Here is a 22717-nt window from a genome sequence, read left to right as displayed (position 1 = left end):
TTGATGTTAAGTAATTTTAATAAAAAACTGTGCGCAAGCGCATTATTATTATTTTTGACAGGTAATAATCTGAGGTTTGTTAATTTATATAAAATGTTGAAAAAAATTTAAAATTAACTCAGTTAATCCTTATTAAGGCTTATAAAAAGGATGGGAATCGGTTAGAATATCGCCGTTAATATCAGTGGTAGTCGGTATGATTTACGGCTGAATTGGTATCTAATATATTGTTATTACAGAATTTTATTGTTCGTTTTTCGCCAAAAAAGACGTCCGGCGAAAGAGAGGCTTTCTCACCACCACTGTGCGATTTCCCGGGGCGACGTATGACGCCTTGATGGCCGTGGTAATTAATAATAATGAGGAATACGAACAATATATTACTCCGGTGTTCTGCGCATTTGCTCAGATGAGTACTTTGGCATGTAATAACGTTCGTCCAGTTGTTTATCCGCCATCTGACGGTGAGCACAAGGCTCAGGGAATAGCCGGAAACCTGGCGTAAAGCATCAACAAGGCAGGTCAGCGTTAGCCACCTGTAAGTGAAGAAAGATGATTAATACAACACGTCCGATACTCAACCTCGATCTCGATCTGCTGCGCACCTTTGTAGCCGTCGCTGATTTGAACACCTTCGCCGCCGCCGCCGCCGCAGTGTGCCGTACCCAGTCCGCGGTCAGCCAGCAAATGCAACGCCTGGAGCAGCTGGTTGGCAAGGAGCTTTTCGCTCGTCACGGACGCAATAAACTGCTGACCGAGCAGGGCATCCAGCTGCTGGGCTATGCCCGCAAAATCCTGCGCTTTAACGATGAAGCCTGCTTGTCGCTGATGTATGGCAGTCTGCAGGGGGGACTGACCATCGGCGCGTCGGAAGAAACCGCTGATACTATCCTGCCGTTTCTGTTAAACCGCATCGGCTGCTTCTATCCCAGAATGACGCTGGAGATTAAAGTCCATCCCCACGCCGTCATCATGGCGATGCTGAGCGGGGGAGAGGTCGATCTGGCATTAACCACCCATCAGCTTCCCGGTTTTACCGCTTTCACGCTGAGAACGTCGCCTACCCTATGGTACTGTGCGGCGGACTACGTGCTGGCGAAAGGGGAATCGATCCCCCTGATCCTGCTCGAAGAGCCTGGCCCGTTCCGTGAGGACATCATCGCCGCGCTGGAGGCTGCCCGCGTCTCCTGGCATCTGGCCCACGGCGCCTCGTCGCTCTCCGGGGTGAAAGCGGCAGTGAAAGCCGGGCTGGGGGTCACCGCGCGTCCGGTCGAAATGATGAGCCCGGATTTGCGCGTGGCCGGCATTAGCGATGGCCTGCCGGTCCTGCCGGATACCCGGTACGTCGTCAGCTGCAATCCGCAGACGGTGAGCGAACTACCGCAGGCGATTTTTCAGTCTCTGAGCCAGGAGAGCGATCCCTGGCGCGCGGGGCCGGCACTTACTCCGGAAGAGGGAGGAAGCACCTTCATTTTGTGAGGTTATTTTGCTAACAAAGATCACAAAAACTGGTAACAGAATGTAAGTGTCCAAAAAGAGCCTCAGGGGTGGGTTTCTCGTCTGGTGGCTCTTTTTTTTGCACTCTTATTGATGTTTTGAATCTTTTTTTTATTTCTTTGCAGAAAAATCAGCACATTGGCGTGACCGGACGCTCAGCTTGCCGACTTTTTCCTGCACTTTCAACACTTCCTGCTAATGTTAAAAAACCGGATGGATTGTTGCCGATTTCCTGGGGTAATTAACAAAACCGTGTCGCAGATCAAGAAAATACCCCTCTTTGGGGGGAGGAATCGAGGCTAAATCCTGTCAAAATAGCAGGGATTTTTGATTTACGACGGAAACGGACACGATTCAACAACACTAAAACCGAACAGTATGCAAGGTTATTTCGCATAAAAGGGCATTTAATGTTAATGAAAAGATTCCAATGTAAATTAATGTTATGAAAACTTTTGTTAAAGTTGACAAAAGGTTAAAGAAAGGGGTAAAAAGCCACGGCATCTGGGCTTCTCACATCTTCCAGGGACGCTTTTTTGCACGGTTATTTTTTATTCCTCCCGTGAAACGCTGTGGCGTTCATCTGCCAGTAAGAGCAGAGGGTTTTGGCGCTACACTTTTTTGGTTAAGCAATGCGTATGTCAACATCCACTGAAGTCATCGCTCATCACTGGGCATTCGCTATATTTCTCATCATCGCTATCGGTCTGTGCTGCCTGATGCTCGTCGGCGGCTGGTACCTTGGCGGTCGCGCGCGCGCGCGTAGCAAAAACACGCCGTTTGAATCGGGGATCGACTCCGTTGGTTCGGCCCGCTTACGTCTTTCTGCGAAGTTTTATCTGGTTGCCATGTTCTTCGTGATCTTCGACGTGGAAGCCCTGTATCTCTACGCATGGTCGACCTCCATCCGCGAGAGCGGCTGGGTCGGCTTTGTGGAAGCCGCAATTTTCATTTTAGTGCTACTGGCTGGTCTGGTTTATCTCGTTCGCATCGGCGCACTGGACTGGACGCCTGCGCGTTCCCGTCGCACGCTGGTTAACCCGGAAACAGACAGTCCCACTAACCGTCATATGCAGTAAAAGCGAGGCAATAAGATGGATTATACGCTCACCCGCATAGATCCTAACGGTGAGAACGACCGTTACCCCCTGCAGAAACAGGAGATCGTTACCGACCCCCTGGAGCAGGAAGTCAACAAAAGCGTGTATATGGGGAAACTCGAACACGCGCTGCATGACATGGTGAACTGGGGCCGTAAGAACTCAATTTGGCCGTATAACTTCGGCCTTTCTTGCTGTTATGTGGAAATGGTGACGTCATTCACTGCGGTGCATGACGTTGCGCGCTTTGGGGCCGAAGTTCTGCGCGCCTCTCCGCGTCAGGCGGACCTGATGGTGGTCGCCGGAACCTGCTTCACCAAAATGGCGCCGGTTATTCAGCGTCTCTATGATCAGATGCTGGAGCCGAAGTGGGTGATCTCCATGGGCGCCTGCGCGAACTCCGGCGGCATGTACGACATCTATTCCGTCGTCCAGGGCGTGGATAAGTTTATTCCGGTCGATGTGTACATCCCGGGCTGCCCGCCGCGTCCGGAGGCCTATATGCAGGCGCTGATGCTGCTGCAGGAGTCCATTGGTAAAGAACGTCGTCCGCTCTCATGGGTGGTTGGCGATCAGGGCGTCTATCGCGCCAATATGCAGTCGGAACGCGAGCGTAAACGCGGCGAACGTATTGCAGTGACCAATCTGCGGACGCCGGACGAGATTTAATTTGCGCCTGCGGGCGGGAGAACCACTTCGCAAATCAATCTACAACAGCGCGAAGTCTCGCCCGGCAGTCACCACGGACCTTTTGCAATGGTGAACAATATGACCGATTTAACCGCGCATGACGCCGCACCAGCCTGGCAAACCCGCGATCACCTTGATGACCCGGTGATCGGCGAACTGCGCAACCGCTTTGGGCCGGATGCCTTTACCGTTCAGCCAACCCGTACCGGCGTACCGGTGGTATGGGTCAAGCGCGAGCAGCTGCTTGAGGTGGGTGATTTCCTGAAGAAATTGCCGAAGCCTTACGTGATGCTGTTTGACCTGCACGGCATGGACGAACGTCTGCGCACGCACCGCGATGGCCTGCCCGCCGCGGATTTTTCCGTTTTCTATCACCTGATTTCCATCGACCGCAACCGCGACATCATGCTCAAGGTGGCGCTGTCTGAAAACGATCTGCATCTGCCGACCTTCACCAAATTGTTCCCCAACGCCAACTGGTATGAGCGTGAAACCTGGGAAATGTTTGGTATTACCTTCGATGGCCACCCGAACCTGCGTCGCATCATGATGCCGCCGACCTGGGAAGGCCACCCGCTGCGTAAAGACTACCCGGCGCGCGCCACCGAATTCGATCCGTTTGAGCTGACCAAAGCCAAACAGGATCTGGAGATGGAAGCGCTGACTTTCAAACCGGAAGAGTGGGGCATGAAGCGCGGGACCGAAAACGAGGACTTCATGTTCCTCAACCTCGGTCCGAACCACCCCTCCGCGCACGGTGCGTTCCGCATTATTCTGCAGCTGGATGGCGAAGAGATCGTCGACTGCGTGCCGGACATCGGTTACCACCACCGCGGCGCCGAGAAGATGGGCGAGCGCCAGTCCTGGCACAGCTACATCCCGTACACCGACCGTATCGAATACCTTGGCGGCTGCGTCAACGAGATGCCGTACGTGCTGGCCGTGGAAAAACTGGCCGGGATCACCGTGCCGGATCGCGTCAACGTGATCCGCGTAATGCTCTCCGAACTGTTCCGCATCAACAGCCACCTGCTGTATATCTCTACCTTTATTCAGGACGTCGGCGCGATGACCCCGGTCTTCTTCGCCTTTACCGATCGGCAGAAAATCTACGATCTGGTGGAAGCGATCACCGGTTTCCGTATGCACCCGGCGTGGTTCCGCATCGGCGGCGTCGCGCACGATCTGCCGCGCGGCTGGGATCGTCTGCTGCGTGAGTTCCTCGAGTGGATGCCGAAGCGTCTGGACTCCTATGAAAAAGCCGCCCTGCGCAACACCATTCTGAAGGGCCGTTCCGTCGGCGTGGCAGCCTATACCGCTAAAGAGGCGCTGGAGTGGGGCACCACCGGCGCAGGCCTGCGCGCCACCGGTATCGGCTTCGACGTGCGTAAATGGCGTCCTTATTCTGGCTATGAAAACTTCGACTTCGAAGTCCCGACCGGGGGCGGCGTCTCTGACTGCTACACCCGCGTGATGCTGAAAGTCGAAGAGCTGCGCCAGAGCCTGCGCATTCTTCAGCAGTGCCTCGACAATATGCCGGAAGGGCCGTTCAAAGCGGATCACCCGCTGACCACGCCGCCGCCGAAAGAGCGCACGCTGCAGCATATCGAAACCCTGATCACCCACTTCCTGCAGGTATCGTGGGGCCCGGTCATGCCGGCCAACGAATCCTTCCAGATGATTGAGGCGACCAAGGGGATTAACAGTTACTACCTGACCAGCGACGGCAGCACCATGAGCTACCGTACCCGCGTCCGCACGCCGAGCTTTGCGCACCTGCAGCAGATCCCGTCGGCGATCCGCGGCAGCCTGGTATCCGACCTGATCGTCTATCTGGGTAGTATCGATTTTGTTATGTCAGACGTGGACCGCTAATTATGCACGAGAATCAACAACCACAAACCGAGGCTTTTGAGCTGAGTGCGGCAGAGCGTGAGGCTATTGAGCACGAGAAGCACCACTACGAAGACCCGCGTGCGGCGTCCATCGAAGCGCTGAAAATCGTTCAGAAACAGCGCGGCTGGGTGCCGGATGGCGCGATCTACGCCATTGCCGATGTGCTGGGCATCCCGGCCAGCGACGTCGAAGGCGTGGCGACGTTCTACAGCCAGATTTTCCGCCAGCCGGTTGGCCGTCACGTGATCCGCTACTGCGACAGCGTGGTGTGCCACATTACCGGCTATCAGGGAATTCAGGCCGCCATCGAGAAGAAGCTGAACATCAAGCCAGGGCAGACCACCTTTGATGGCCGCTTTACCCTGCTGCCGACCTGCTGCCTGGGCAACTGCGACAAGGGACCGACCATGATGATTGATGAGGACACTCACAGCCATCTGACGCCGGAGGCAATTCCTGACCTGCTGGAGCAGTACAAATGAAAACCGTAATTCGTACTGCGGAAACGCATCCGCTCACCTGGCGCCTGCGCGACGACAAGCAGCCGGTCTGGCTGGACGAGTATCGCAGCAAAAATGGCTATGAAGGGGCGCGAAAAGCGCTGACCGGCATGGCGCCGGATGAGATCGTCACGGCGGTAAAAGACGCTGGCCTGAAAGGGCGCGGCGGCGCGGGCTTCTCCACCGGTCTGAAGTGGAGCCTGATGCCGAAAGACGAATCCATGAACATCCGTTACCTGCTGTGTAACGCCGATGAAATGGAGCCGGGCACCTATAAAGACCGCCTGCTGATGGAGCAGCTGCCGCACCTGCTGGTGGAAGGCATGCTGATCTCCGCGTTTGCGCTGAAGGCTTACCGCGGCTACATCTTCCTGCGCGGAGAGTATATCGAAGCGGCCCAGCATCTGCGCCGCGCGATTGCCGAAGCCACCGAGGCGGGCCTGCTGGGGAAAAACATCCTCGGCACCGGTTTTGACTTCGAGCTGTTTGTCCACACCGGGGCAGGGCGCTATATCTGCGGCGAAGAGACGGCGCTGATTAACTCCCTGGAAGGTCGCCGCGCTAACCCGCGCTCCAAGCCGCCGTTCCCGGCGAGCTCCGGCGTGTGGGGTAAGCCGACCTGCGTCAACAACGTGGAAACCCTGTGCAACGTGCCGGCGATTTTGGCCAACGGCGTTGAGTGGTACCAGAACATCTCCACCAGTAAAGATGCCGGCACCAAGCTGATGGGCTTCTCCGGCCGCGTGAAGAACCCGGGCGTCTGGGAGCTGCCGTTCGGCACCACTGCCCGCGAGATCCTGGAAGATTACGCCGGCGGCATGCGCGATGGCCTGAAGTTTAAAGCCTGGCAGCCGGGTGGGGCAGGGACCGACTTCCTCACCGAAGCGCACCTCGATCTGCCGATGGAGTTCGAAAGCATTGGTAAAGCGGGCAGCCGTCTGGGCACCTCTCTGGCGATGGCCGTTGACCACGAGATCAACATGGTCTCGCTGGTGCGCAACCTCGAAGAGTTCTTCGCCCGCGAGTCCTGCGGCTGGTGTACGCCGTGCCGCGATGGGCTGCCGTGGAGCGTGAAGATCCTGCGCGCCCTGGAGCGCGGCGAAGGCCAGCCTGGCGATATCGAAACCCTTGAGCAACTGTGTCGATTCCTGGGCCCGGGTAAAACCTTCTGCGCGCACGCGCCGGGCGCGGTTGAGCCGCTGCAGAGCGCGATTAAATATTTCCGCGAAGAATTCGAGGCTGGCATTAAGCAGCAGTTCAGCAATACCCATGCAATCAACGGGATTCAGCCGAACCTGCTTAAGACGCGCTGGTAATCTAAAGGTTTTTTTATTTTTGGAAGCACGCTAATGGCTACGATTCATGTAGACGGCAAAGAATACGAGGTCAACGGAGCGGACAACCTGCTGGAGGCTTGTCTCTCTCTTGGGCTTGATATTCCCTACTTTTGCTGGCACCCGGCGCTAGGGAGCGTCGGTGCTTGCCGCCAGTGTGCGGTGAAGCAATATCAGAACGCGGAAGACACGCGTGGTCGCCTGGTGATGTCCTGTATGACTCCGGCATCCGACGGCACCTTTATTTCTATCGACGATGGCGAAGCGAAGCAGTTCCGCGAAAGCGTGGTGGAGTGGCTGATGACCAACCACCCGCACGACTGCCCGGTCTGCGAAGAGGGCGGCAACTGCCACCTGCAGGATATGACGGTGATGACCGGCCATAGCTTCCGCCGCTATCGTTTTACCAAGCGTACCCACCGCAATCAGGATCTGGGGCCGTTTATTTCTCACGAAATGAACCGCTGCATCGCCTGCTACCGCTGCGTGCGCTACTACAAAGATTATGCCGACGGCACCGATCTGGGCGTCTATGGCGCCCACGACAACGTCTACTTCGGCCGCCCGGAAGATGGCACCCTGGAGAGTGAATTCTCCGGCAACCTGGTGGAAGTCTGCCCGACCGGCGTCTTCACCGATAAAACCCACTCCGAGCGCTATAACCGTAAATGGGACATGCAGTTTGCGCCGAGCATCTGCCAGCAGTGTTCCATCGGCTGTAACATCAGTCCGGGCGAACGCTATGGCGAACTGCGTCGTATCGAAAACCGTTATAACGGGACCGTTAACCGCTACTTCCTCTGCGACCGCGGTCGTTTCGGCTATGGCTACGTGAACCTGAAAGACCGTCCGCGTCAGCCGGTTCAGCGCCGCGGCGACGATCTGATTACCCTCAACGCCGAGCAGGCGATGCAGGGCGCGGCGGATATTCTGCGCCAGTCGAAGAAAGTGATCGGCATCGGCTCCCCGCGCGCCAGCATTGAAAGCAACTTCGCGCTGCGCGAGCTGGTGGGCGCCGACAACTTCTATACCGGCATCGCCAAAGGCGAACAAGCGCGCCTGCAGATGATGCTGAAAGTGCTGCGCGAAGGTGGGATCCACACCCCAAGCCTGCGCGATATCGAATCCTACGACGCGGTACTGGTGCTGGGGGAAGACATTACCCAGACCGGCGCGCGCGTCGCGCTGGCGGTGCGTCAGGCGGTGAAAGGGAAAGCACGCGAAATGGCGGCGGCGCAGAAAGTGGCCGACTGGCAGATCGCCGCGATCCTCAACATCGGCCAGCGCGCCAAACACCCGCTATTCGTCACCAACATCGATGACACCCGCCTGGATGACATCGCCGCGTGGACCTACCGCGCGCCGGTGGAAGATCAGGCGCGTCTCGGCTTCGCCATCGCCCATGCGCTGGACGACAGCGCGCCGGCGGTTGACGGCCTGAGCCGCGAACTGCAGGGGAAAGTCGATGTCATCGTCCAGGCGCTGGCCGGGGCGAAAAAACCACTGATTATTTCCGGAACCAACGCCGGCAGCATGGAGATCATCCAGGCCGCCGCTAACGTGGCGAAAGCCCTGAAAGGCCGCGGCGCCGACGTCGGCGTGACGATGGTTGCCCGCGCGGTGAACAGCGTCGGTCTGGGTATGATCGGCGGCGGCTCGCTTGAAGAGGCGCTGGACGAACTGGAAAGCGGCGCCGCAGACGCGGTTATCGTGCTGGAAAACGACCTTCACCGTCATGCTTCCGCCGCCCGCGTCGACGCAGCGCTCTCCAAAGCGCCGCTGGTGATGGTGGTTGACCATCAGCGCACGGCGATTATGGACAAAGCGCACCTGGTGCTCTCCGCGGCAAGCTTTGCGGAAAGCGACGGTACCGTGGTCAACAACGAAGGCCGCGCTCAGCGCTTCTTCCAGGTCTACGACCCGGCCTACTACGACGCGAAAACCGTCATGCTGGAAAGCTGGCGCTGGCTGCATTCCCTGCACAGCACCGTTAACAACCGTCAGGTTGACTGGACGCAGCTGGACCACGTCATCGATGCCGCGATTGCCGCACTGCCGCAGCTGGCGGGCATTAAAGACGCCGCGCCGGATGCGACCTTCCGCATTCGCGGTCAGAAGCTGGCGCGTGAACCGCACCGCTACAGCGGCCGCACAGCGATGCGCGCCAACATCAGCGTCCACGAACCGCGTCAGCCGCAGGATAAAGACACCATGTTCGCCTTCTCCATGGAAGGGAACAACCAGCCGTCCGCCCCGCGTTCGCAGATCCCGTTCGCCTGGGCGCCGGGCTGGAACTCCCCGCAGGCATGGAACAAGTTCCAGGATGAAGTGGGCGGGAAACTGCGCCACGGCGATCCGGGCGTCCGTCTGTTTGAAGCGTCCGCCAGCGGGCTGGAATACTTCACGGCGGTGCCGGCCAGCTTCCAGGCGGAAGACGGGAAATGGCGTATCGCGCCGTACTACCACCTGTTTGGCAGCGATGAGCTGTCACAGCGCGCGCCGGTGTTCCAGAGCCGGATGCCTGAGCCGTACATCAAGCTGAACCCGGCGGATGCCGCGAAGCTTGGCGTCAACGCCGGGGCGATGCTCTCCTTTAGCGTGGAAGGCCAGACCCTGCATCTGCCGCTGGTTATCTCTGAAGGTCTGACCGCAGGACAGGTTGGCTTACCGATGGGCATGCCGGGCATTGCGCCGGTACTGACCGGATCGCGTATTGATTCACTGCAGGAGGCGAAAGCATGAGCTGGTTAACGCCGGATCTTATCGACATTCTGTTAAGCATCCTGAAGGCCGTGGTCATTCTGCTGGTGGTGGTCACCTGCGGCGCGTTCATGAGCTTCGGCGAGCGTCGTCTGCTCGGTCTGTTCCAGAACCGCTACGGGCCAAACCGGGTGGGCTGGGGCGGTTCGCTGCAGCTGGTCGCCGACATGATCAAAATGTTCTTTAAAGAGGACTGGGTTCCGCGCTTCTCGGATCGCGTGATCTTTACTCTGGCGCCGGTGATCGCCTTTACTTCGCTGCTGCTGGCCTTCGCCATTGTGCCGGTCAGCCCGACGTGGGTGGTGGCCGATCTGAACATCGGGATCCTGTTCTTCCTGATGATGGCAGGCCTGGCGGTATACGCGGTGCTGTTCGCCGGTTGGTCGAGCAACAACAAATACTCCCTGCTGGGGGCGATGCGTGCTTCCGCGCAGACCCTGAGCTACGAAGTGTTCCTCGGCCTCTCCCTGATGGGCGTGGTGGCGCAGGCGGGGTCATTCAACATGACCGATATCGTCAACAACCAGGCGCATCTGTGGAACGTTATTCCGCAGTTCTTCGGCTTCGTGACGTTCGCCATCGCCGGCGTGGCGGTGTGTCACCGTCACCCGTTCGACCAGCCGGAAGCGGAGCAGGAGCTGGCCGATGGTTACCACATTGAATATTCCGGCATGAAGTTCGGTCTGTTCTTCGTCGGTGAATACATCGGTATCGTCACCGTTTCAGCGCTGATCGTCACGCTGTTCTTCGGCGGCTGGAATGGCCCGTGGTTACCTCCTTTCATCTGGTTCGCGCTGAAAACCGCGTTCTTCATGATGATGTTCATTTTGATCCGCGCATCATTACCGCGTCCGCGCTATGACCAGGTAATGTCCTTTGGCTGGAAGGTATGCCTGCCGTTAACGCTGGTCAACTTGTTGGTAACGGCGGCTGTCATTCTCTGGCAGGCGCAATAAGGGGTGAATTGAACATGACCTTAAAAGAATTATTGGTGGGGTTCGGCACCCAGGTCCGTAGTATCTGGATGATTGGCCTGCATGCCTTCGCCAAACGTGAAACCCGGATGTATCCGGAAGAGCCGGTCTATCTGCCGCCGCGCTATCGCGGCAGGATCGTGCTGACGCGCGATCCGGACGGTGCAGAGCGCTGCGTCGCCTGTAACCTGTGTGCGGTAGCCTGCCCGGTGGGCTGTATTTCGCTGCAGAAAGCAGAGACGGTAGACGGCCGCTGGTACCCTGAGTTCTTCCGTATCAACTTCTCACGCTGCATCTTCTGCGGTCTGTGCGAAGAAGCGTGCCCGACCACGGCGATCCAGTTGACCCCGGACTTTGAGCTGGGTGAATACAAGCGTCAGGATCTGGTGTACGAAAAAGAGGATCTGCTGATTTCCGGTCCGGGCAAATACCCGGAATATAACTTCTACCGGATGGCGGGTATGGCAATCGACGGCAAAGATAAGGGCGAAGCGGAAAACGAAGCTAAGCCGATCGACGTCAAGAGCCTGTTACCGTAAGGAGAGGGCAATGGAATTCGCTTTTTATATCTGTGGCCTGATCGCCATCCTCGCAACCTTGCGGGTCGTCACCCACACCAATCCGGTGCATGCGCTGCTGTACCTGATCATTTCGCTGTTAGCGATTGCCGGGGTGTTCTTCTCGCTGGGCGCTTACTTCGCCGGGGCGCTGGAGATTATCGTCTACGCCGGGGCCATTATGGTGCTGTTCGTCTTCGTGGTGATGATGCTCAACCTGGGCGGCAGCGAAATCGAACAGGAACGCAAATGGCTGCAGCCGGGGATCTGGATTGGCCCGGCCATCCTTTCCGCAGTGCTGCTGGTGGTTATCGTTTACGCCATCCTGGGGATTAACGACCAGGGTATCGACGGCGCGGCGATCAACGCCAAAGAAGTGGGTATTGCGCTGTTTGGGCCGTACGTCCTGGCGGTGGAGCTGGCCTCCATGCTGCTGCTGGCGGGCCTGGTGGTCGCTTTCCATATCGGCCGCGAAGAGCGCGCCGGCGAGGTGCTGAGCAACCGCGTGAACGACAGCGACAAAAGAAAAACGGAGGAACACGCATGATCCCCTTAACACATGGACTGATCCTCGCGGCCATCCTGTTTGTGCTTGGTCTGACGGGGCTGGTGATCCGCCGCAATCTGCTGTTTATGTTGATCAGCCTGGAAATCATGATTAACGCCGCCGCGCTGGCCTTTGTGGTGGCGGGCAGCTACTGGGGCCAGACTGATGGTCAGATTATGTATATCCTCGCTATCAGCCTCGCGGCTGCGGAAGCGAGTATCGGTCTGGCGCTGCTGCTGCAGCTCCATCGTCGCCGCCAGAACCTGAACATCGATTCAGTAAGTGAGTTGCGTGGATGAACATGCTTGCCTTAACCATTCTTTTGCCATTGATTGGCTTTGTGCTGCTGGCCTTTTCCCGCGGGCGCTGGTCGGAAAACCTTTCCGCCACCGTTGGCATGGGCTCGGTAGGCCTGGCGGCGCTGGTCACCGCCTACGTCGGCGTTGACTTTTTCGCTAACGGCAAACAGGCGGTCAGCGTGCCGCTGTGGACCTGGATGTCGGTTGGGGATTTCAACATCGGCTTCAACCTGGTGCTGGACGGCCTGTCGCTGACCATGCTCTCCGTGGTGACCGGCGTCGGCTTCCTGATCCATATGTTCGCCTCCTGGTATATGCGCGGTGAAGAGGGCTATTCCCGCTTCTTCGCCTACACCAACCTGTTTATCGCCAGCATGGTGGTTCTGGTACTGGCCGATAACCTGCTGCTGATGTACCTGGGTTGGGAAGGGGTGGGTCTCTGCTCTTACCTGCTGATCGGTTTCTACTACACCGATCCGAAGAACGGCGCCGCAGCGATGAAAGCGTTTGTGGTGACCCGCGTCGGCGACGTGTTCCTCGCCTTCGCGCTGTTCATTCTTTATAACGAACTGGGTACCCTCAACTTCCGCGAAATGGTTGAGCTGGCGCCGCAGCACTTCGCTAACGGCAGCACCACGCTGCAGTGGGCGACGCTGATGCTGCTCGGCGGCGCGGTCGGTAAATCCGCCCAGCTGCCGCTGCAAACGTGGCTTGCCGATGCGATGGCGGGTCCGACGCCAGTCTCCGCGCTGATCCACGCCGCCACCATGGTTACCGCGGGCGTCTACCTGATCGCCCGTACCCACGGTCTGTTCCTGATGACGCCGGAAGTGCTGCATCTGGTCGGGATCGTCGGGGCGGTAACACTGGTGCTGGCGGGCTTCGCCGCGCTGGTGCAGACCGACATCAAACGCGTTCTCGCTTACTCCACCATGAGCCAGATTGGCTACATGTTCCTCGCGCTGGGCGTGCAGGCATGGGATGCGGCGATTTTCCATCTGATGACCCACGCGTTCTTTAAAGCGCTGCTGTTCCTGTCGTCGGGTTCGGTGATTCTCGCCTGCCATCACGAACAGAACATCTTCAAGATGGGCGGCCTGCGCAAATCTATTCCGCTGGTGTACGTCTGCTTCCTGGTGGGGGGCGCGGCGCTGTCCGCTCTGCCGCTCATTACCGCAGGCTTCTTCAGTAAGGATGAGATTCTGGCGGGGGCGATGGCCAACGGCCATATCAACCTGATGGTGGCGGGCCTGGTCGGCGCCTTTATGACCTCGCTGTACACCTTCCGCATGATTTTCATCGTGTTCCACGGTAAAGAGCAAATTCACGCGCACGCAGGGAAGGGGATCACCCATCATCTGCCGCTGATTGTGCTGCTGGTGCTGTCCACCTTCGTTGGCGCGCTGATCGTGCCGCCGCTGGAAGGCGTCCTGCCGCAGACCACTGAACTGGCGCACGGCAACGTGATGACGCTGGAGATTGCCTCCGGGATCATCGCCATTGCCGGCATCCTGATCGCCGCATGGCTGTGGCTGGGCAAACGCACCCTGGTGACCTCTATCGCCAACAGCGCGCCTGGCCGCTTCTTCGGTACCTGGTGGTTCCATGCCTGGGGCTTCGACTGGTTATACGACAAAGTCTTCGTTAAGCCATTCCTCGGCATTGCCTGGCTGCTGAAGAGCGATCCGCTGAACGCATTGATGAACATCCCGGCGATCCTCTCCCGCTTCGCAGGTAAAGGCCTGCTGGTGAGCGAGAACGGCTATCTGCGCTGGTATGTGGCGTCAATGAGCATCGGCGCGGTGGTGGTGCTGGCGCTGCTGATGGTATTGCGTTGAGTTTGAGAACCATTGTGTTGCCCGGCGGCGCGCTGCTTGCCGGGCCTACGGGACCGTAGGTCGGGTAAGCGTTAGCGCCACCCGACAAAACAAGCCTCAAACCGAAGTGAATTTTCTGTGAGAATTCGTTGAAAATCAGGTCGTAAAGGACAGGCATTATCGGCGAAGTCAACGTGGACGCCGCCTGCGCGAAGCAACCGGAGCGTATTAAAGTACGTGAGGATTGTGAGCACAGCCGGAGTTCGCTATGACGAGTAAGATAGCCTGAACCGGACTTAAATAAGGAATAAAAATCACCATGTTATTGCCTTGGTTGATATTAATCCCCTTTATCGGCGGCTTCCTGTGCTGGCAGACCGAACGCTTTGGCGTGAAAGTGCCGCGCTGGATCGCGCTGATTACTATGGGACTGACGCTGGCGCTTGGCCTGCAGCTTTGGATGCAGGGCGGCTATTCTCTGACGCAATCCGCGGGTATTCCGCAGTGGCAGTCTGAGTTCGTGCTGCCGTGGATCCCACGCTTCGGCATTAGCATTCATCTGGCGATCGACGGCCTGTCGCTGCTGATGGTGGTGCTGACCGGCCTGCTCGGCGTGCTGGCGGTGCTCTGTTCCTGGCGCGAAATCGAAAAATACCAGGGATTCTTCCACCTCAACCTGATGTGGATCCTGGGCGGCGTCATCGGCGTGTTCCTCGCCATCGACATGTTCCTGTTCTTCTTCTTCTGGGAAATGATGTTGGTGCCGATGTACTTCCTGATCGCGCTGTGGGGCCACAAAGCCTCTGACGGTAAAACGCGTATCACGGCGGCCACCAAGTTCTTCATCTACACCCAGGCGAGCGGCCTGGTGATGCTGATCGCCATTCTGGCGCTGGCATTCGTCCACTTCAACGCCACCGGTGTGTGGACTTTCAACTATGAAGAGCTGTTGAAAACCCCGATGTCCCACGGCGTGGAATACCTGCTGATGCTCGGCTTCTTCATCGCCTTCGCGGTGAAAATGCCGGTGGTGCCGCTGCACGGCTGGCTGCCGGACGCCCACTCCCAGGCGCCGACCGCCGGTTCCGTCGACCTCGCGGGGATCCTGCTGAAAACCGCGGCCTACGGTCTGCTGCGCTTTGCGCTGCCGCTGTTCCCGAACGCCTCCGCCGAGTTTGCGCCCATCGCGATGTGGCTGGGCGTGATCGGGATCTTCTACGGCGCGTGGATGGCCTTTGCGCAGACGGATATCAAACGTCTTATCGCCTACACCTCCGTGTCCCACATGGGCTTCGTGCTGATTGCTATCTACACCGGCAGCCAGCTGGCGTATCAGGGGGCGGTGATCCAGATGATTGCTCACGGTCTCTCCGCGGCGGGTCTGTTTATTCTCTGCGGCCAGCTGTACGAACGTCTGCATACCCGTGACATGCGTCAGATGGGCGGTCTGTGGAGCAAAATCAAATGGCTGCCGGCGATGTCGATGTTCTTCGCCGTCGCCACCCTGGGGATGCCGGGCACGGGTAACTTCGTCGGCGAATTTATGATCCTGTTCGGCAGCTATAAAGTGGTGCCGGTGATCACCGTGATCTCGACCTTTGGTCTGGTATTCGCGTCCGTTTACTCGCTGTCGATGCTGCATCGCGCTTATTTCGGTAAAGCGAAAAGCGAAATCGCGGCGAAAGCGCTGCCGGGGATGTCCCTGCGTGAACTGTCTATCATCCTGCTGCTGGTGGTGCTGCTGGTGCTGTTGGGCTTCTTCCCGCAGCCGATCCTCGACACCTCGCATGCTGCGATGAGCAACATTCAGCAGTGGTTTGTTAATTCTGTTTCTACTACAAGGCCGTAATTCGCCATGACAATAACTCCACAACAACTGATCGCACTGCTACCGCTGCTGATCGTCGGCTTGACGGTGGTGGTTGTGATGCTCTCCATTGCGTGGCGACGCAATCATTTTCTCAATGCCACGCTGTCGGTTCTCGGACTTAACGCCGCGCTGGTCTCGCTCTGGTTCGTCGGCCAGAACGGGGCGATGGACGTCACGCCGCTGATCCGCGTTGACGGCTACGCCATGCTCTATACCGGGCTGGTGCTGCTGGCGAGCCTCGCGACCTGTACTTTCGCCTACCCGTGGCTTGAGGGTTACAAGGACAACAAAGAAGAGTTCTACCTGCTGGTGTTGATTGCCGCCCTGGGCGGCATTCTGCTGGCCGGTGCGAATCATCTGGCGGCGCTGTTCCTCGGCATCGAGTTAATCTCCTTGCCGCTGTTCGGCCTGGTCGGCTACGCCTTCCGCCAGAAGCGTTCGCTGGAAGCGAGCATCAAATACACCATCCTCTCCGCGGCAGCCTCCTCTTTCCTGCTGTTCGGTATGGCGCTGGTGTATGCGAACTCCGGCAACCTGTCCTTCCTTGCGCTGGGCAAGAGCCTGGCGGACAACACCCTGCACGAGCCGCTGCTGCTGGCGGGGCTCGGCCTGATGATCGTCGGTCTTGGCTTTAAGCTGTCGCTGGTGCCGTTCCACCTGTGGACGCCGGACGTTTACCAGGGGGCGCCTGCGCCGGTCTCCACCTTCCTGGCGACCGCCAGCAAGATTGCTATCTTCGGCGTGGTGATGCGTCTGTTCCTGTACATGCCGGTGGGCAACAGCGAAGCGGTGCGCGTGGTGTTGGGGCTGATCGCCTTCGCCTCTATCATCTTCGGTAACCTGATGGCGCTGAGCCAGACCAATATCAAACGTCTGCTCGGTTACTCTTCTATCTCCCACCTCGGCTATCTGCTGGTGGCGCTGATCGCCCTGCAAAGCGGCGAAATGTCGATGGAAGCCGTTGGCGTCTACCTGGCCGGCTACCTGTTCAGCAGCCTCGGCGCGTTCGGCGTGGTCAGCCTGATGTCCAGCCCATACCGTGGCCCGGACGCGGACTCGCTGTTCTCCTACCGCGGTCTGTTCTGGCACCGTCCGATCCTGTCGGCGGTGATGACGGTGATGATGCTCTCCCTGGCCGGTATCCCAATGACGCTCGGCTTTATCGGTAAGTTCTACGTGCTGGCCGTCGGTGTTCACGCCCATCTGTGGTGGCTGGTTGCCGCGGTGGTTGTCGGCTCGGCGATCGGTCTCTACTACTACCTGCGCGTGGCGGTGAGTTTGTACCTGAGCGCGCCGGAGCAGCTGAACCGTGATGCGCCGTCGAACTGGCAGTACAGCGCGGGCGGTATCGTGGTGCTGATCTCTGCCCTGCTGGTGCTGGTGCTCGGTATCTGGCCGCAGCCGTTGATTAGCATCGTGCAGCTGGCGACGCCGCTGATGTAAGTTGATTGCCTCAATAAAAAAACCGCCGGAATGGCGGTTTTTTTATGCCCGGAATGTTACGCCACCCTGTAGACCATAAAGTCTTCCGCCAGCAGGGTGTCCGGGAAAATCTCCCGGCATTCCGCCAGCATCCGCAGGCAGCCTTCGGCATCGTAGCGTGAGCTAAAGTGGGTGGCGATTAGCGTGCCGACCCCCGCTTCTTTGGCAAGCGCTGCGGTCTGCTGACTGGAAGAGTGGCCGCGGCTATTGGCTTTCTCCGCCATCGCCTGCTCCAGCGTGGTTTCGTGCACCATCACATTCGCCCCGCGCGCCATTTCCAGCGCCTGCGGGCAGGGGGCGGTATCGCCGAAGATGGCCAGCGTTTTACCCGGCGTAGCGGGTCCCAGGTAGCGGCTGCCGTCGATCGTCCGGCCATCCGCCAGCGTGACCTGTTCACCGCGCTTAAGCCGGTGAAACAGCGGTCCGGGGGGCACGCCGTCGGCAATCAGCTGGGCGGCGTCGAGGGCGCCGGGCTTGTCATGCTGCTCAATGCGATACCCGTAGCACTCCACCGGATGGCTGAGCGGGAACGCGGTGACCCGATAGCCCTCTTCGTCGAACACCAGACCGGGGCCGACTTCGACGATGGTCAGGGGATAATCGGTCCACGAACCGCTGAGGCGCAGCGCGGTGTCAATGAATTCCTTTATTCCTTTTGGTCCGTAGACCGTCAGCGGCAGCGAATTCCCCTGCATCGAGCGGCTGCACAGCAGGCCGGGCAGGCCGAACAGATGGTCGCCGTGCAGATGGGTAATAAAGATCTTATTCAGTTTGCCAGGATGATGGGGCGTATGCAGAAATTGATGCTGGGTCCCTTCGCCGCAGTCAAACAACCACATTTCGGCGCGGGTTGGCTGTTGCAAATTGAGTATTATCGACGTCATATTACGCGTGCGGGTCGGCACCCCGGCGGATGTCCCCAAAAAAGTTAATTCCATCGTCCAGTGTCCTCAGGGCGAGTCGCAAAGTATCAGTATATCAATAAGGAGCAGCAGATGATGACCTGGCAGGATCTCCATCATAGTGAACTGACCGTTCCCCAGCTGTATGCGCTGCTGAAGCTGCGCAGCGAAGTCTTTGTCGTGGAGCAGCAGTGCGCCTATCAGGATGTCGACGGCGATGATTTGGCCGGGGAAAATCGCCATCTGCTCGGCTGGCGCGATGGCGAACTGGTGGCCTATGCGCGGATCCTTAAAAGCGAAGAGATGTACGATCCGGTGGTGATTGGCCGGGTTATCGTCAGCCCCGCCGCGCGCGGCGAAAAGCTCGGCCATCAACTGATGGCGCAGGCGCTGGCCAGCTGTCAGCGGCACTGGCCGCAAAAGGCGATTTACCTCGGGGCGCAGGCGCATCTGCAAGCCTTTTACGCCCACTTCGGTTTTACGCCGGTGACTGAGGTCTATGATGAGGATGGCATTCCGCACATCGGCATGGCGCGGGAAAGCCGCGCTGGCTGACCCCTGAACATTCGCGTTCCAACCTTGTTCCGGGCCGGCGAGCGGGTGAGTTAAAACCCGCTCCCTCGTCATGGGTACTGCTATTCCGCCGTTGAACCCCTTATAATGTGGGGTTTTACTACCGTGGAGGTTTGCGTGCTGTCTGTTTCCACTGCGCTGGCCCGTTTATGTGACGGCCTGAGTGAGCCCTTTCCTGACTCACCCGGCACGCGAATTATCGATATTGCCTTTCCGCTGAATGATGCCTTCGATCCGCTGCTATGGTGCGGCCAGCAGCCGCAGTGGCCGCAGTTCTACTGGCAGCAGCGCAATGGCGACGAGGAGCTGGCGGCGCTGGGGGCGGTAAAAAGCTTTCCCTCGCTCGACGCCGCAAACCGCTTTTTACACCAGGCCGGGCGGCAGGATCTGCGCATCTGCGGCCTGAATGCGTTTGCCCCGCAGCAGGGCCGGCTGGTGCTGCCGCGTCTGGAGTGGCGTCGGTGCGGCGGCAGGGCCGTGATGCGGCTGGTGCTGCACAGCGACCTCTCCCTGCGCGACGATGCCGTGAAGGCGGGTGATTTTCTCGCCAGTCTGACCACCGCCCAGGCGACCCCTGGCGGCGTGCCGCCGCTGCTGAGCGAGCGCCACTCCTCCGATTATCCCCAGTGGCAGGCAATGATAGACCAGGCGACGCAGGCCATCGCCGCCGGCGACATGGATAAAGTGGTGCTGGCGCGGGCAACCGACCTGCAGTTTGCCGCCCCGCTGGATGCCGCGAGTATCATGGCCGCCAGCCGCAGCCGCAATCTTAACTGTTTTCATTTCCTGATGGCGTTCAATGCCCGGCAGGCGTTTTTCGGCTCCACGCCGGAGCGGCTGTGGCGCCGGCGCGGCGCGCTGCTGCGCACCGAAGCGCTGGCGGGCACCGTCGCTAATCATCAGGATGACGCGAAGGCGCAGCAGCTGGCCGACTGGTTGATGAAAGACGACAAAAATCAGCGGGAAAACATGCTGGTGGTGGAGGATATCTGCCAGCGCCTGCAGAGTGAGGCCTCGACGCTGGACGTTCTGCCGCCGCAGGTGGTGAGGCTGCGCAAGGTGCAGCATCTCCGACGCTGCATCTGGACCGAGCTGGCGGAGCCTGACGACAGCCGCTGCCTGCTGCAGCTCCAGCCCACCGCCGCGGTGGCCGGCCTGCCGCGGCGGGCGGCGCTGGCATTCATTCAGCGCCATGAACCTTTTTCCCGTGAATGGTACGCCGGTTCCGCCGGGTATCTGTCGCTGGCGCAAAGCGAGTTTTGCGTGGCGCTGCGTTCGGCGAAAGTGGACAACGACACTCTGCGACTGTATGCCGGGGCGGGGATCGTCAGCGGCTCCGATGCGCAGCAGGAGTGGCAGGAGATTGACAACAAAGCGGCCGGGCTGCGCTCGCTGCTGTGTCCATAAGACGGGAATGACGATGCATATCAAAACGCCGTCACTTTGCCTTATCTATACTTAGCATCAATATTTGATACCGGACAATTTCATGTCAGTAAGCGCATTTAACCGACGCTGGGCGGCGGTGATCCTGGAAGCTTTAACGCGCCACGGCGTGCAGCATATCTGCATTGCGCCGGGCTCGCGCTCGACACCCTTAACCCTGGCGGCGGCGGAAAACCGCGCCTTTATCCATCATACCCATTTTGACGAACGCGGCCTTGGCCACCTGGCGCTCGGTCTGGCGAAAGCCAGTCGTCAGCCGGTGGCGGTTATTGTGACCTCCGGGACTGCCACCGCGAACCTATATCCGGCGCTGATTGAGGCGGGGCTTACCGGGGAAAAGCTGATTCTCCTGACCGCTGACCGTCCGCCGGAGCTGATCGACTGCGGCGCCAATCAGGCGATTCGTCAGCCGGGGATGTTCGCCTCCCATCCGTCGCAGACGATTTCTCTGCCGCGTCCCTCGCAGGATATTTCCGCCCGCTGGCTGGTCTCGACCCTCGACCAGGCCTTGGGCGAGCTGCACGCCGGCGGGGTGCATATCAACTGCCCGTTCGCCGAACCGCTGTATGGCGATATGGATGATACCGGCGTGGAGTGGCAGCAGCAGCTCGGCAACTGGTGGCAGAGCGATAAACCCTGGTTACGTCAGGCGCTGCAGATGGAAAGTGAGAAACAGCGCGACTGGTTCTTCTGGCGGCAAAAGCGCGGCGTGGTCGTGGCGGGCAGAATGAGCGCCGCCGAAGGGAAAAAAGTGGCCGAGTGGGCGCAAACCCTCGGCTGGCCGCTGATCGGCGATGTCCTGTCGCAGACCGGGCAGCCGCTGCCGTGCGCTGACCTGTGGCTGGGCAACGGCAAAGCGGTGAGCGAGCTGGCGCAGGCGCAGATCGTGGTTCAGCTCGGCAGCAGCCTGACCGGCAAGCGGGTCCTGCAGTGGCAGGCCACCTGCGAGCCTGATGAATACTGGCTGGTGGATAATCTGCCCGGCCGTCTCGATCCGGCGCAGCACCGCGGCCGTCGTCTGCTCGCCAGCATTGACCGCTGGCTTGAGCTTCACCCGGCGGAGAAACGCCAGCCGTGGGCGACGGCTATTCCTGAACTGGCCCGACAGGCGTGGGAGGCGGCGGTCGCCAGCAACGAACCCTTTGGCGAAGCGCAGCTGGCGCAGCGAATTCGGCGCTATCTGCCGGAACAGGGGCAACTGTTTGTCGGCAACAGCCTGGTGGTGCGCCTGATCGACGCCCTGGCGCAGCTGCCGGCTGGCTACCCGGTTTATAGCAACCGCGGCGCCAGCGGCATTGATGGCTTGATCGCCACCGCCGCCGGCGTCCAGCGCGCCAGCGCCCGGCCAACCCTGGCTATCGTCGGCGATCTTTCGGCGCTGTACGATCTCAACTCGCTGGCCCTGCTGCGCCAGGCGTCGGCGCCGCTGGTGCTGATCGTGGTGAACAACAACGGCGGGCAGATTTTCGCCATGCTGCCGACGCCGCAGGACGAGCGGCGCCAGTTCTACTTAATGCCGCAGGACGTTGATTTCAGCCACGCGGCGGCGATGTTCGGCCTGGCCTATCATCGCCCGGCTGACTGGCAGGCGCTGGATGAGGCGCTGGCCGGCGCCTGGCGCAGGGCAGGGGCGACGGTGATTGAGCTGGCGGTCAATGAGACCGACGGCACGCAGACCCTCCAGCAGCTGCTGGCGCAGGTAAGTCGCCTGTGACCCTCAGCGCTGCAGTCGAACATGGCCAGCCGGGTTATCCCTGGCTGGTCTTTCTGCACGGTTTTTCCGGCGACCGCCATGAGTGGCGGGAAGTAGGCGACGCGTTTCGCGCCTGGCCGCGGCTGTATCTCGATCTGCCGGGCCACGGCGGCTCGGCGGATATCGCGGTGCAGGACTTTGCCGGGGTCAATATTCTACTGCAGGCTACGCTTAATAGTTACAACATACTTAACTACTGGCTGATCGGTTACTCGCTGGGGGGCCGGGTGGCGATGAACTTCGCCTGCCAGCCGCGCGCGGGCCTGCGCGGCCTCGTCGTTGAGGGCGGCCATCCGGGGCTGCAGGATGCCGAAGCGCGGCAGGCGCGGCGCAGCAACGACAGCGCCTGGGCGGAACGTTTTCGCCATGAGCCGTTGGCGCAGGTCTTTGCCGACTGGTATCAGCAGCCGGTCTTCGCTTCACTGGATGCCGGGCAGCGCGCGGCGCTGGTCGCCTTACGCAGCCGGAACAACGGCGCGACGCTGGCCGAGATGCTGCAGGCGACCTCCCTTGCCGGGCAGGCCGATCTGCGCGCGTCCCTGCAGGCGCGCGATTTCCCCTTTCACTACCTGTGCGGCGAGCGCGATGCGAAATTTCGCGCCATCGCGCAGGCGCTCGCGGCGGATCTCCATCTTATTCACCATGCCGGACACAACGCGCACCGGGACAACCCGGCGGCGGTGATTGCCTGTCTGGCGCAGATTCTGGCAAGTTAACTGA

At 59.5% G+C, this 22717-nt stretch carries 19 protein-coding genes; 18 read left to right on the top strand and 1 reads right to left on the bottom strand.

Features of this window, described 5'->3' with window-relative positions:
* The first annotated feature begins 552 nt into the window (after positions 1-552).
* The 14 genes from ABLX76_RS22575 to nuoN all read left to right on the top strand — a co-directional run bounded on the left by ABLX76_RS22575 (position 553) and on the right by nuoN (position 17284).
* Positions 553-1479 (top strand): LysR family transcriptional regulator, encoded by a 927-nt coding sequence (locus tag ABLX76_RS22575; protein ID WP_262962596.1) that lies wholly within the window; start codon positions 553-555, stop codon positions 1477-1479.
* A gap of 650 nt (positions 1480-2129) precedes the next feature.
* Complete coding sequence (gene nuoA, locus ABLX76_RS22570) at positions 2130-2576, top strand: NADH-quinone oxidoreductase subunit NuoA (RefSeq protein WP_002913181.1); 447 nt, start codon at positions 2130-2132, stop codon at positions 2574-2576.
* 15 nt (positions 2577-2591) lie between these two features.
* Positions 2592-3266 (top strand): NADH-quinone oxidoreductase subunit NuoB, encoded by a 675-nt coding sequence (gene nuoB, locus ABLX76_RS22565; RefSeq protein WP_002913178.1) that lies wholly within the window; start codon positions 2592-2594, stop codon positions 3264-3266.
* Between the two features lie 87 nt (positions 3267-3353).
* Positions 3354-5162 carry an NADH-quinone oxidoreductase subunit C/D gene (gene nuoC / locus ABLX76_RS22560; RefSeq protein ID WP_025711579.1) on the top strand — a complete coding sequence of 603 codons (1809 nt, stop codon included), beginning with the start codon at positions 3354-3356 and terminating at the stop codon, positions 5160-5162.
* 2 nt (positions 5163-5164) lie between these two features.
* Positions 5165-5665: an NADH-quinone oxidoreductase subunit NuoE gene (gene nuoE / locus ABLX76_RS22555; RefSeq protein WP_002913160.1), complete on the top strand. Its 501-nt coding sequence runs from the start codon at positions 5165-5167 to the stop codon at positions 5663-5665.
* Entirely contained in the window at positions 5662-6999 is a 1338-nt protein-coding gene (nuoF, locus tag ABLX76_RS22550) for an NADH-quinone oxidoreductase subunit NuoF (RefSeq protein WP_002913158.1), read from the top strand. Before nuoE ends, nuoF begins: the two co-directional genes overlap by 4 nt.
* 33 nt (positions 7000-7032) lie before the next feature.
* A complete protein-coding gene (gene nuoG, locus ABLX76_RS22545) occupies positions 7033-9759 on the top strand; it encodes an NADH-quinone oxidoreductase subunit NuoG (RefSeq protein ID WP_348875330.1) in 2727 nt (908 codons plus the stop codon).
* Complete coding sequence (nuoH, locus tag ABLX76_RS22540) at positions 9756-10733, top strand: NADH-quinone oxidoreductase subunit NuoH (protein ID WP_023290510.1); 978 nt, start codon at positions 9756-9758, stop codon at positions 10731-10733. Before nuoG ends, nuoH begins: the two co-directional genes overlap by 4 nt.
* Before the next feature lie 14 nt (positions 10734-10747).
* Positions 10748-11290: an NADH-quinone oxidoreductase subunit NuoI gene (gene nuoI / locus ABLX76_RS22535; protein ID WP_002913152.1), complete on the top strand. Its 543-nt coding sequence runs from the start codon at positions 10748-10750 to the stop codon at positions 11288-11290.
* Positions 11291-11300: 10 nt separating this feature from the next.
* Entirely contained in the window at positions 11301-11855 is a 555-nt protein-coding gene (gene nuoJ, locus ABLX76_RS22530) for an NADH-quinone oxidoreductase subunit J (protein WP_004201743.1), read from the top strand.
* Positions 11852-12154: an NADH-quinone oxidoreductase subunit NuoK gene (gene nuoK, locus ABLX76_RS22525; RefSeq protein WP_004865088.1), complete on the top strand. Its 303-nt coding sequence runs from the start codon at positions 11852-11854 to the stop codon at positions 12152-12154. Before nuoJ ends, nuoK begins: the two co-directional genes overlap by 4 nt.
* Positions 12151-13992, top strand: coding sequence for an NADH-quinone oxidoreductase subunit L (gene nuoL, locus ABLX76_RS22520; RefSeq protein WP_032453592.1), 1842 nt, complete (start codon positions 12151-12153; stop codon positions 13990-13992). The genes nuoK and nuoL overlap by 4 nt, the downstream gene beginning before the upstream one ends.
* A 298-nt stretch (positions 13993-14290) precedes the next feature.
* Positions 14291-15820 (top strand): NADH-quinone oxidoreductase subunit M, encoded by a 1530-nt coding sequence (nuoM, locus tag ABLX76_RS22515; RefSeq protein ID WP_048297929.1) that lies wholly within the window; start codon positions 14291-14293, stop codon positions 15818-15820.
* 6 nt (positions 15821-15826) lie between these two features.
* Positions 15827-17284 carry an NADH-quinone oxidoreductase subunit NuoN gene (gene nuoN, locus ABLX76_RS22510; protein WP_004201737.1) on the top strand — a complete coding sequence of 486 codons (1458 nt, stop codon included), beginning with the start codon at positions 15827-15829 and terminating at the stop codon, positions 17282-17284.
* Between the two features lie 56 nt (positions 17285-17340).
* Here nuoN and rnz read toward each other — a convergent pair whose 3' ends face one another.
* Positions 17341-18261 carry a ribonuclease Z gene (gene rnz, locus ABLX76_RS22505; protein ID WP_087849538.1) on the bottom strand — a complete coding sequence of 307 codons (921 nt, stop codon included), beginning with the start codon at positions 18259-18261 and terminating at the stop codon, positions 17341-17343.
* Between the two features lie 57 nt (positions 18262-18318).
* Here rnz and ABLX76_RS22500 point away from each other — a divergent pair, with 57 nt between their 5' ends.
* The 4 genes from ABLX76_RS22500 (at position 18319) to menH (ending at position 22713) form a co-directional block, all read left to right on the top strand.
* Positions 18319-18780, top strand: a complete 462-nt coding sequence (locus tag ABLX76_RS22500; RefSeq protein WP_080901565.1) for a GNAT family N-acetyltransferase — start codon at positions 18319-18321, stop codon at positions 18778-18780.
* Positions 18781-18915: 135 nt separating this feature from the next.
* The gene (gene menF / locus ABLX76_RS22495) at positions 18916-20205 is read left to right on the top strand and encodes an isochorismate synthase MenF (RefSeq protein WP_348875327.1); all 1290 of its coding nucleotides are present in this window, start codon (positions 18916-18918) and stop codon (positions 20203-20205) included.
* Positions 20206-20287: 82 nt separating this feature from the next.
* Complete coding sequence (menD, locus tag ABLX76_RS22490) at positions 20288-21958, top strand: 2-succinyl-5-enolpyruvyl-6-hydroxy-3-cyclohexene-1-carboxylic-acid synthase (protein WP_277475862.1); 1671 nt, start codon at positions 20288-20290, stop codon at positions 21956-21958.
* Positions 21955-22713 carry a 2-succinyl-6-hydroxy-2,4-cyclohexadiene-1-carboxylate synthase gene (menH, locus tag ABLX76_RS22485; RefSeq protein WP_044524260.1) on the top strand — a complete coding sequence of 253 codons (759 nt, stop codon included), beginning with the start codon at positions 21955-21957 and terminating at the stop codon, positions 22711-22713. The genes menD and menH overlap by 4 nt, the downstream gene beginning before the upstream one ends.
* Positions 22714-22717: the final 4 nt, after the last annotated feature.

Source organism: Klebsiella sp. JB_Kp004 (assembly GCF_040065795.1).
In the GTDB taxonomy this organism is placed as follows: domain Bacteria; phylum Pseudomonadota; class Gammaproteobacteria; order Enterobacterales; family Enterobacteriaceae; genus Klebsiella; species Klebsiella quasipneumoniae.
This window is presented reverse-complemented; position numbering and strand designations above follow the sequence as displayed.

Excerpts from the sequence above, each read along its gene's own strand:
- ABLX76_RS22575 (WP_262962596.1), top strand. The coding sequence starts at position 553 with ATGATTAATACAACACGTCCGATACTCAACCTCGATCTCGATCTGCTG.
- nuoA (WP_002913181.1), top strand. The coding sequence starts at position 2,130 with ATGCGTATGTCAACATCCACTGAAGTCATCGCTCATCACTGGGCATTC.
- nuoB (WP_002913178.1), top strand. The coding sequence starts at position 2,592 with ATGGATTATACGCTCACCCGCATAGATCCTAACGGTGAGAACGACCGT.
- nuoC (WP_025711579.1), top strand. The coding sequence starts at position 3,354 with ATGGTGAACAATATGACCGATTTAACCGCGCATGACGCCGCACCAGCC.
- nuoE (WP_002913160.1), top strand. The coding sequence starts at position 5,165 with ATGCACGAGAATCAACAACCACAAACCGAGGCTTTTGAGCTGAGTGCG.
- nuoF (WP_002913158.1), top strand. The coding sequence starts at position 5,662 with ATGAAAACCGTAATTCGTACTGCGGAAACGCATCCGCTCACCTGGCGC.
- nuoG (WP_348875330.1), top strand. The coding sequence starts at position 7,033 with ATGGCTACGATTCATGTAGACGGCAAAGAATACGAGGTCAACGGAGCG.
- nuoH (WP_023290510.1), top strand. The coding sequence starts at position 9,756 with ATGAGCTGGTTAACGCCGGATCTTATCGACATTCTGTTAAGCATCCTG.
- nuoI (WP_002913152.1), top strand. The coding sequence starts at position 10,748 with ATGACCTTAAAAGAATTATTGGTGGGGTTCGGCACCCAGGTCCGTAGT.
- nuoJ (WP_004201743.1), top strand. The coding sequence starts at position 11,301 with ATGGAATTCGCTTTTTATATCTGTGGCCTGATCGCCATCCTCGCAACC.
- nuoK (WP_004865088.1), top strand. The coding sequence starts at position 11,852 with ATGATCCCCTTAACACATGGACTGATCCTCGCGGCCATCCTGTTTGTG.
- nuoL (WP_032453592.1), top strand. The coding sequence starts at position 12,151 with ATGAACATGCTTGCCTTAACCATTCTTTTGCCATTGATTGGCTTTGTG.
- nuoM (WP_048297929.1), top strand. The coding sequence starts at position 14,291 with ATGTTATTGCCTTGGTTGATATTAATCCCCTTTATCGGCGGCTTCCTG.
- nuoN (WP_004201737.1), top strand. The coding sequence starts at position 15,827 with ATGACAATAACTCCACAACAACTGATCGCACTGCTACCGCTGCTGATC.
- rnz (WP_087849538.1), bottom strand. The coding sequence starts at position 18,261 with ATGGAATTAACTTTTTTGGGGACATCCGCCGGGGTGCCGACCCGCACG.
- ABLX76_RS22500 (WP_080901565.1), top strand. The coding sequence starts at position 18,319 with ATGATGACCTGGCAGGATCTCCATCATAGTGAACTGACCGTTCCCCAG.
- menD (WP_277475862.1), top strand. The coding sequence starts at position 20,288 with ATGTCAGTAAGCGCATTTAACCGACGCTGGGCGGCGGTGATCCTGGAA.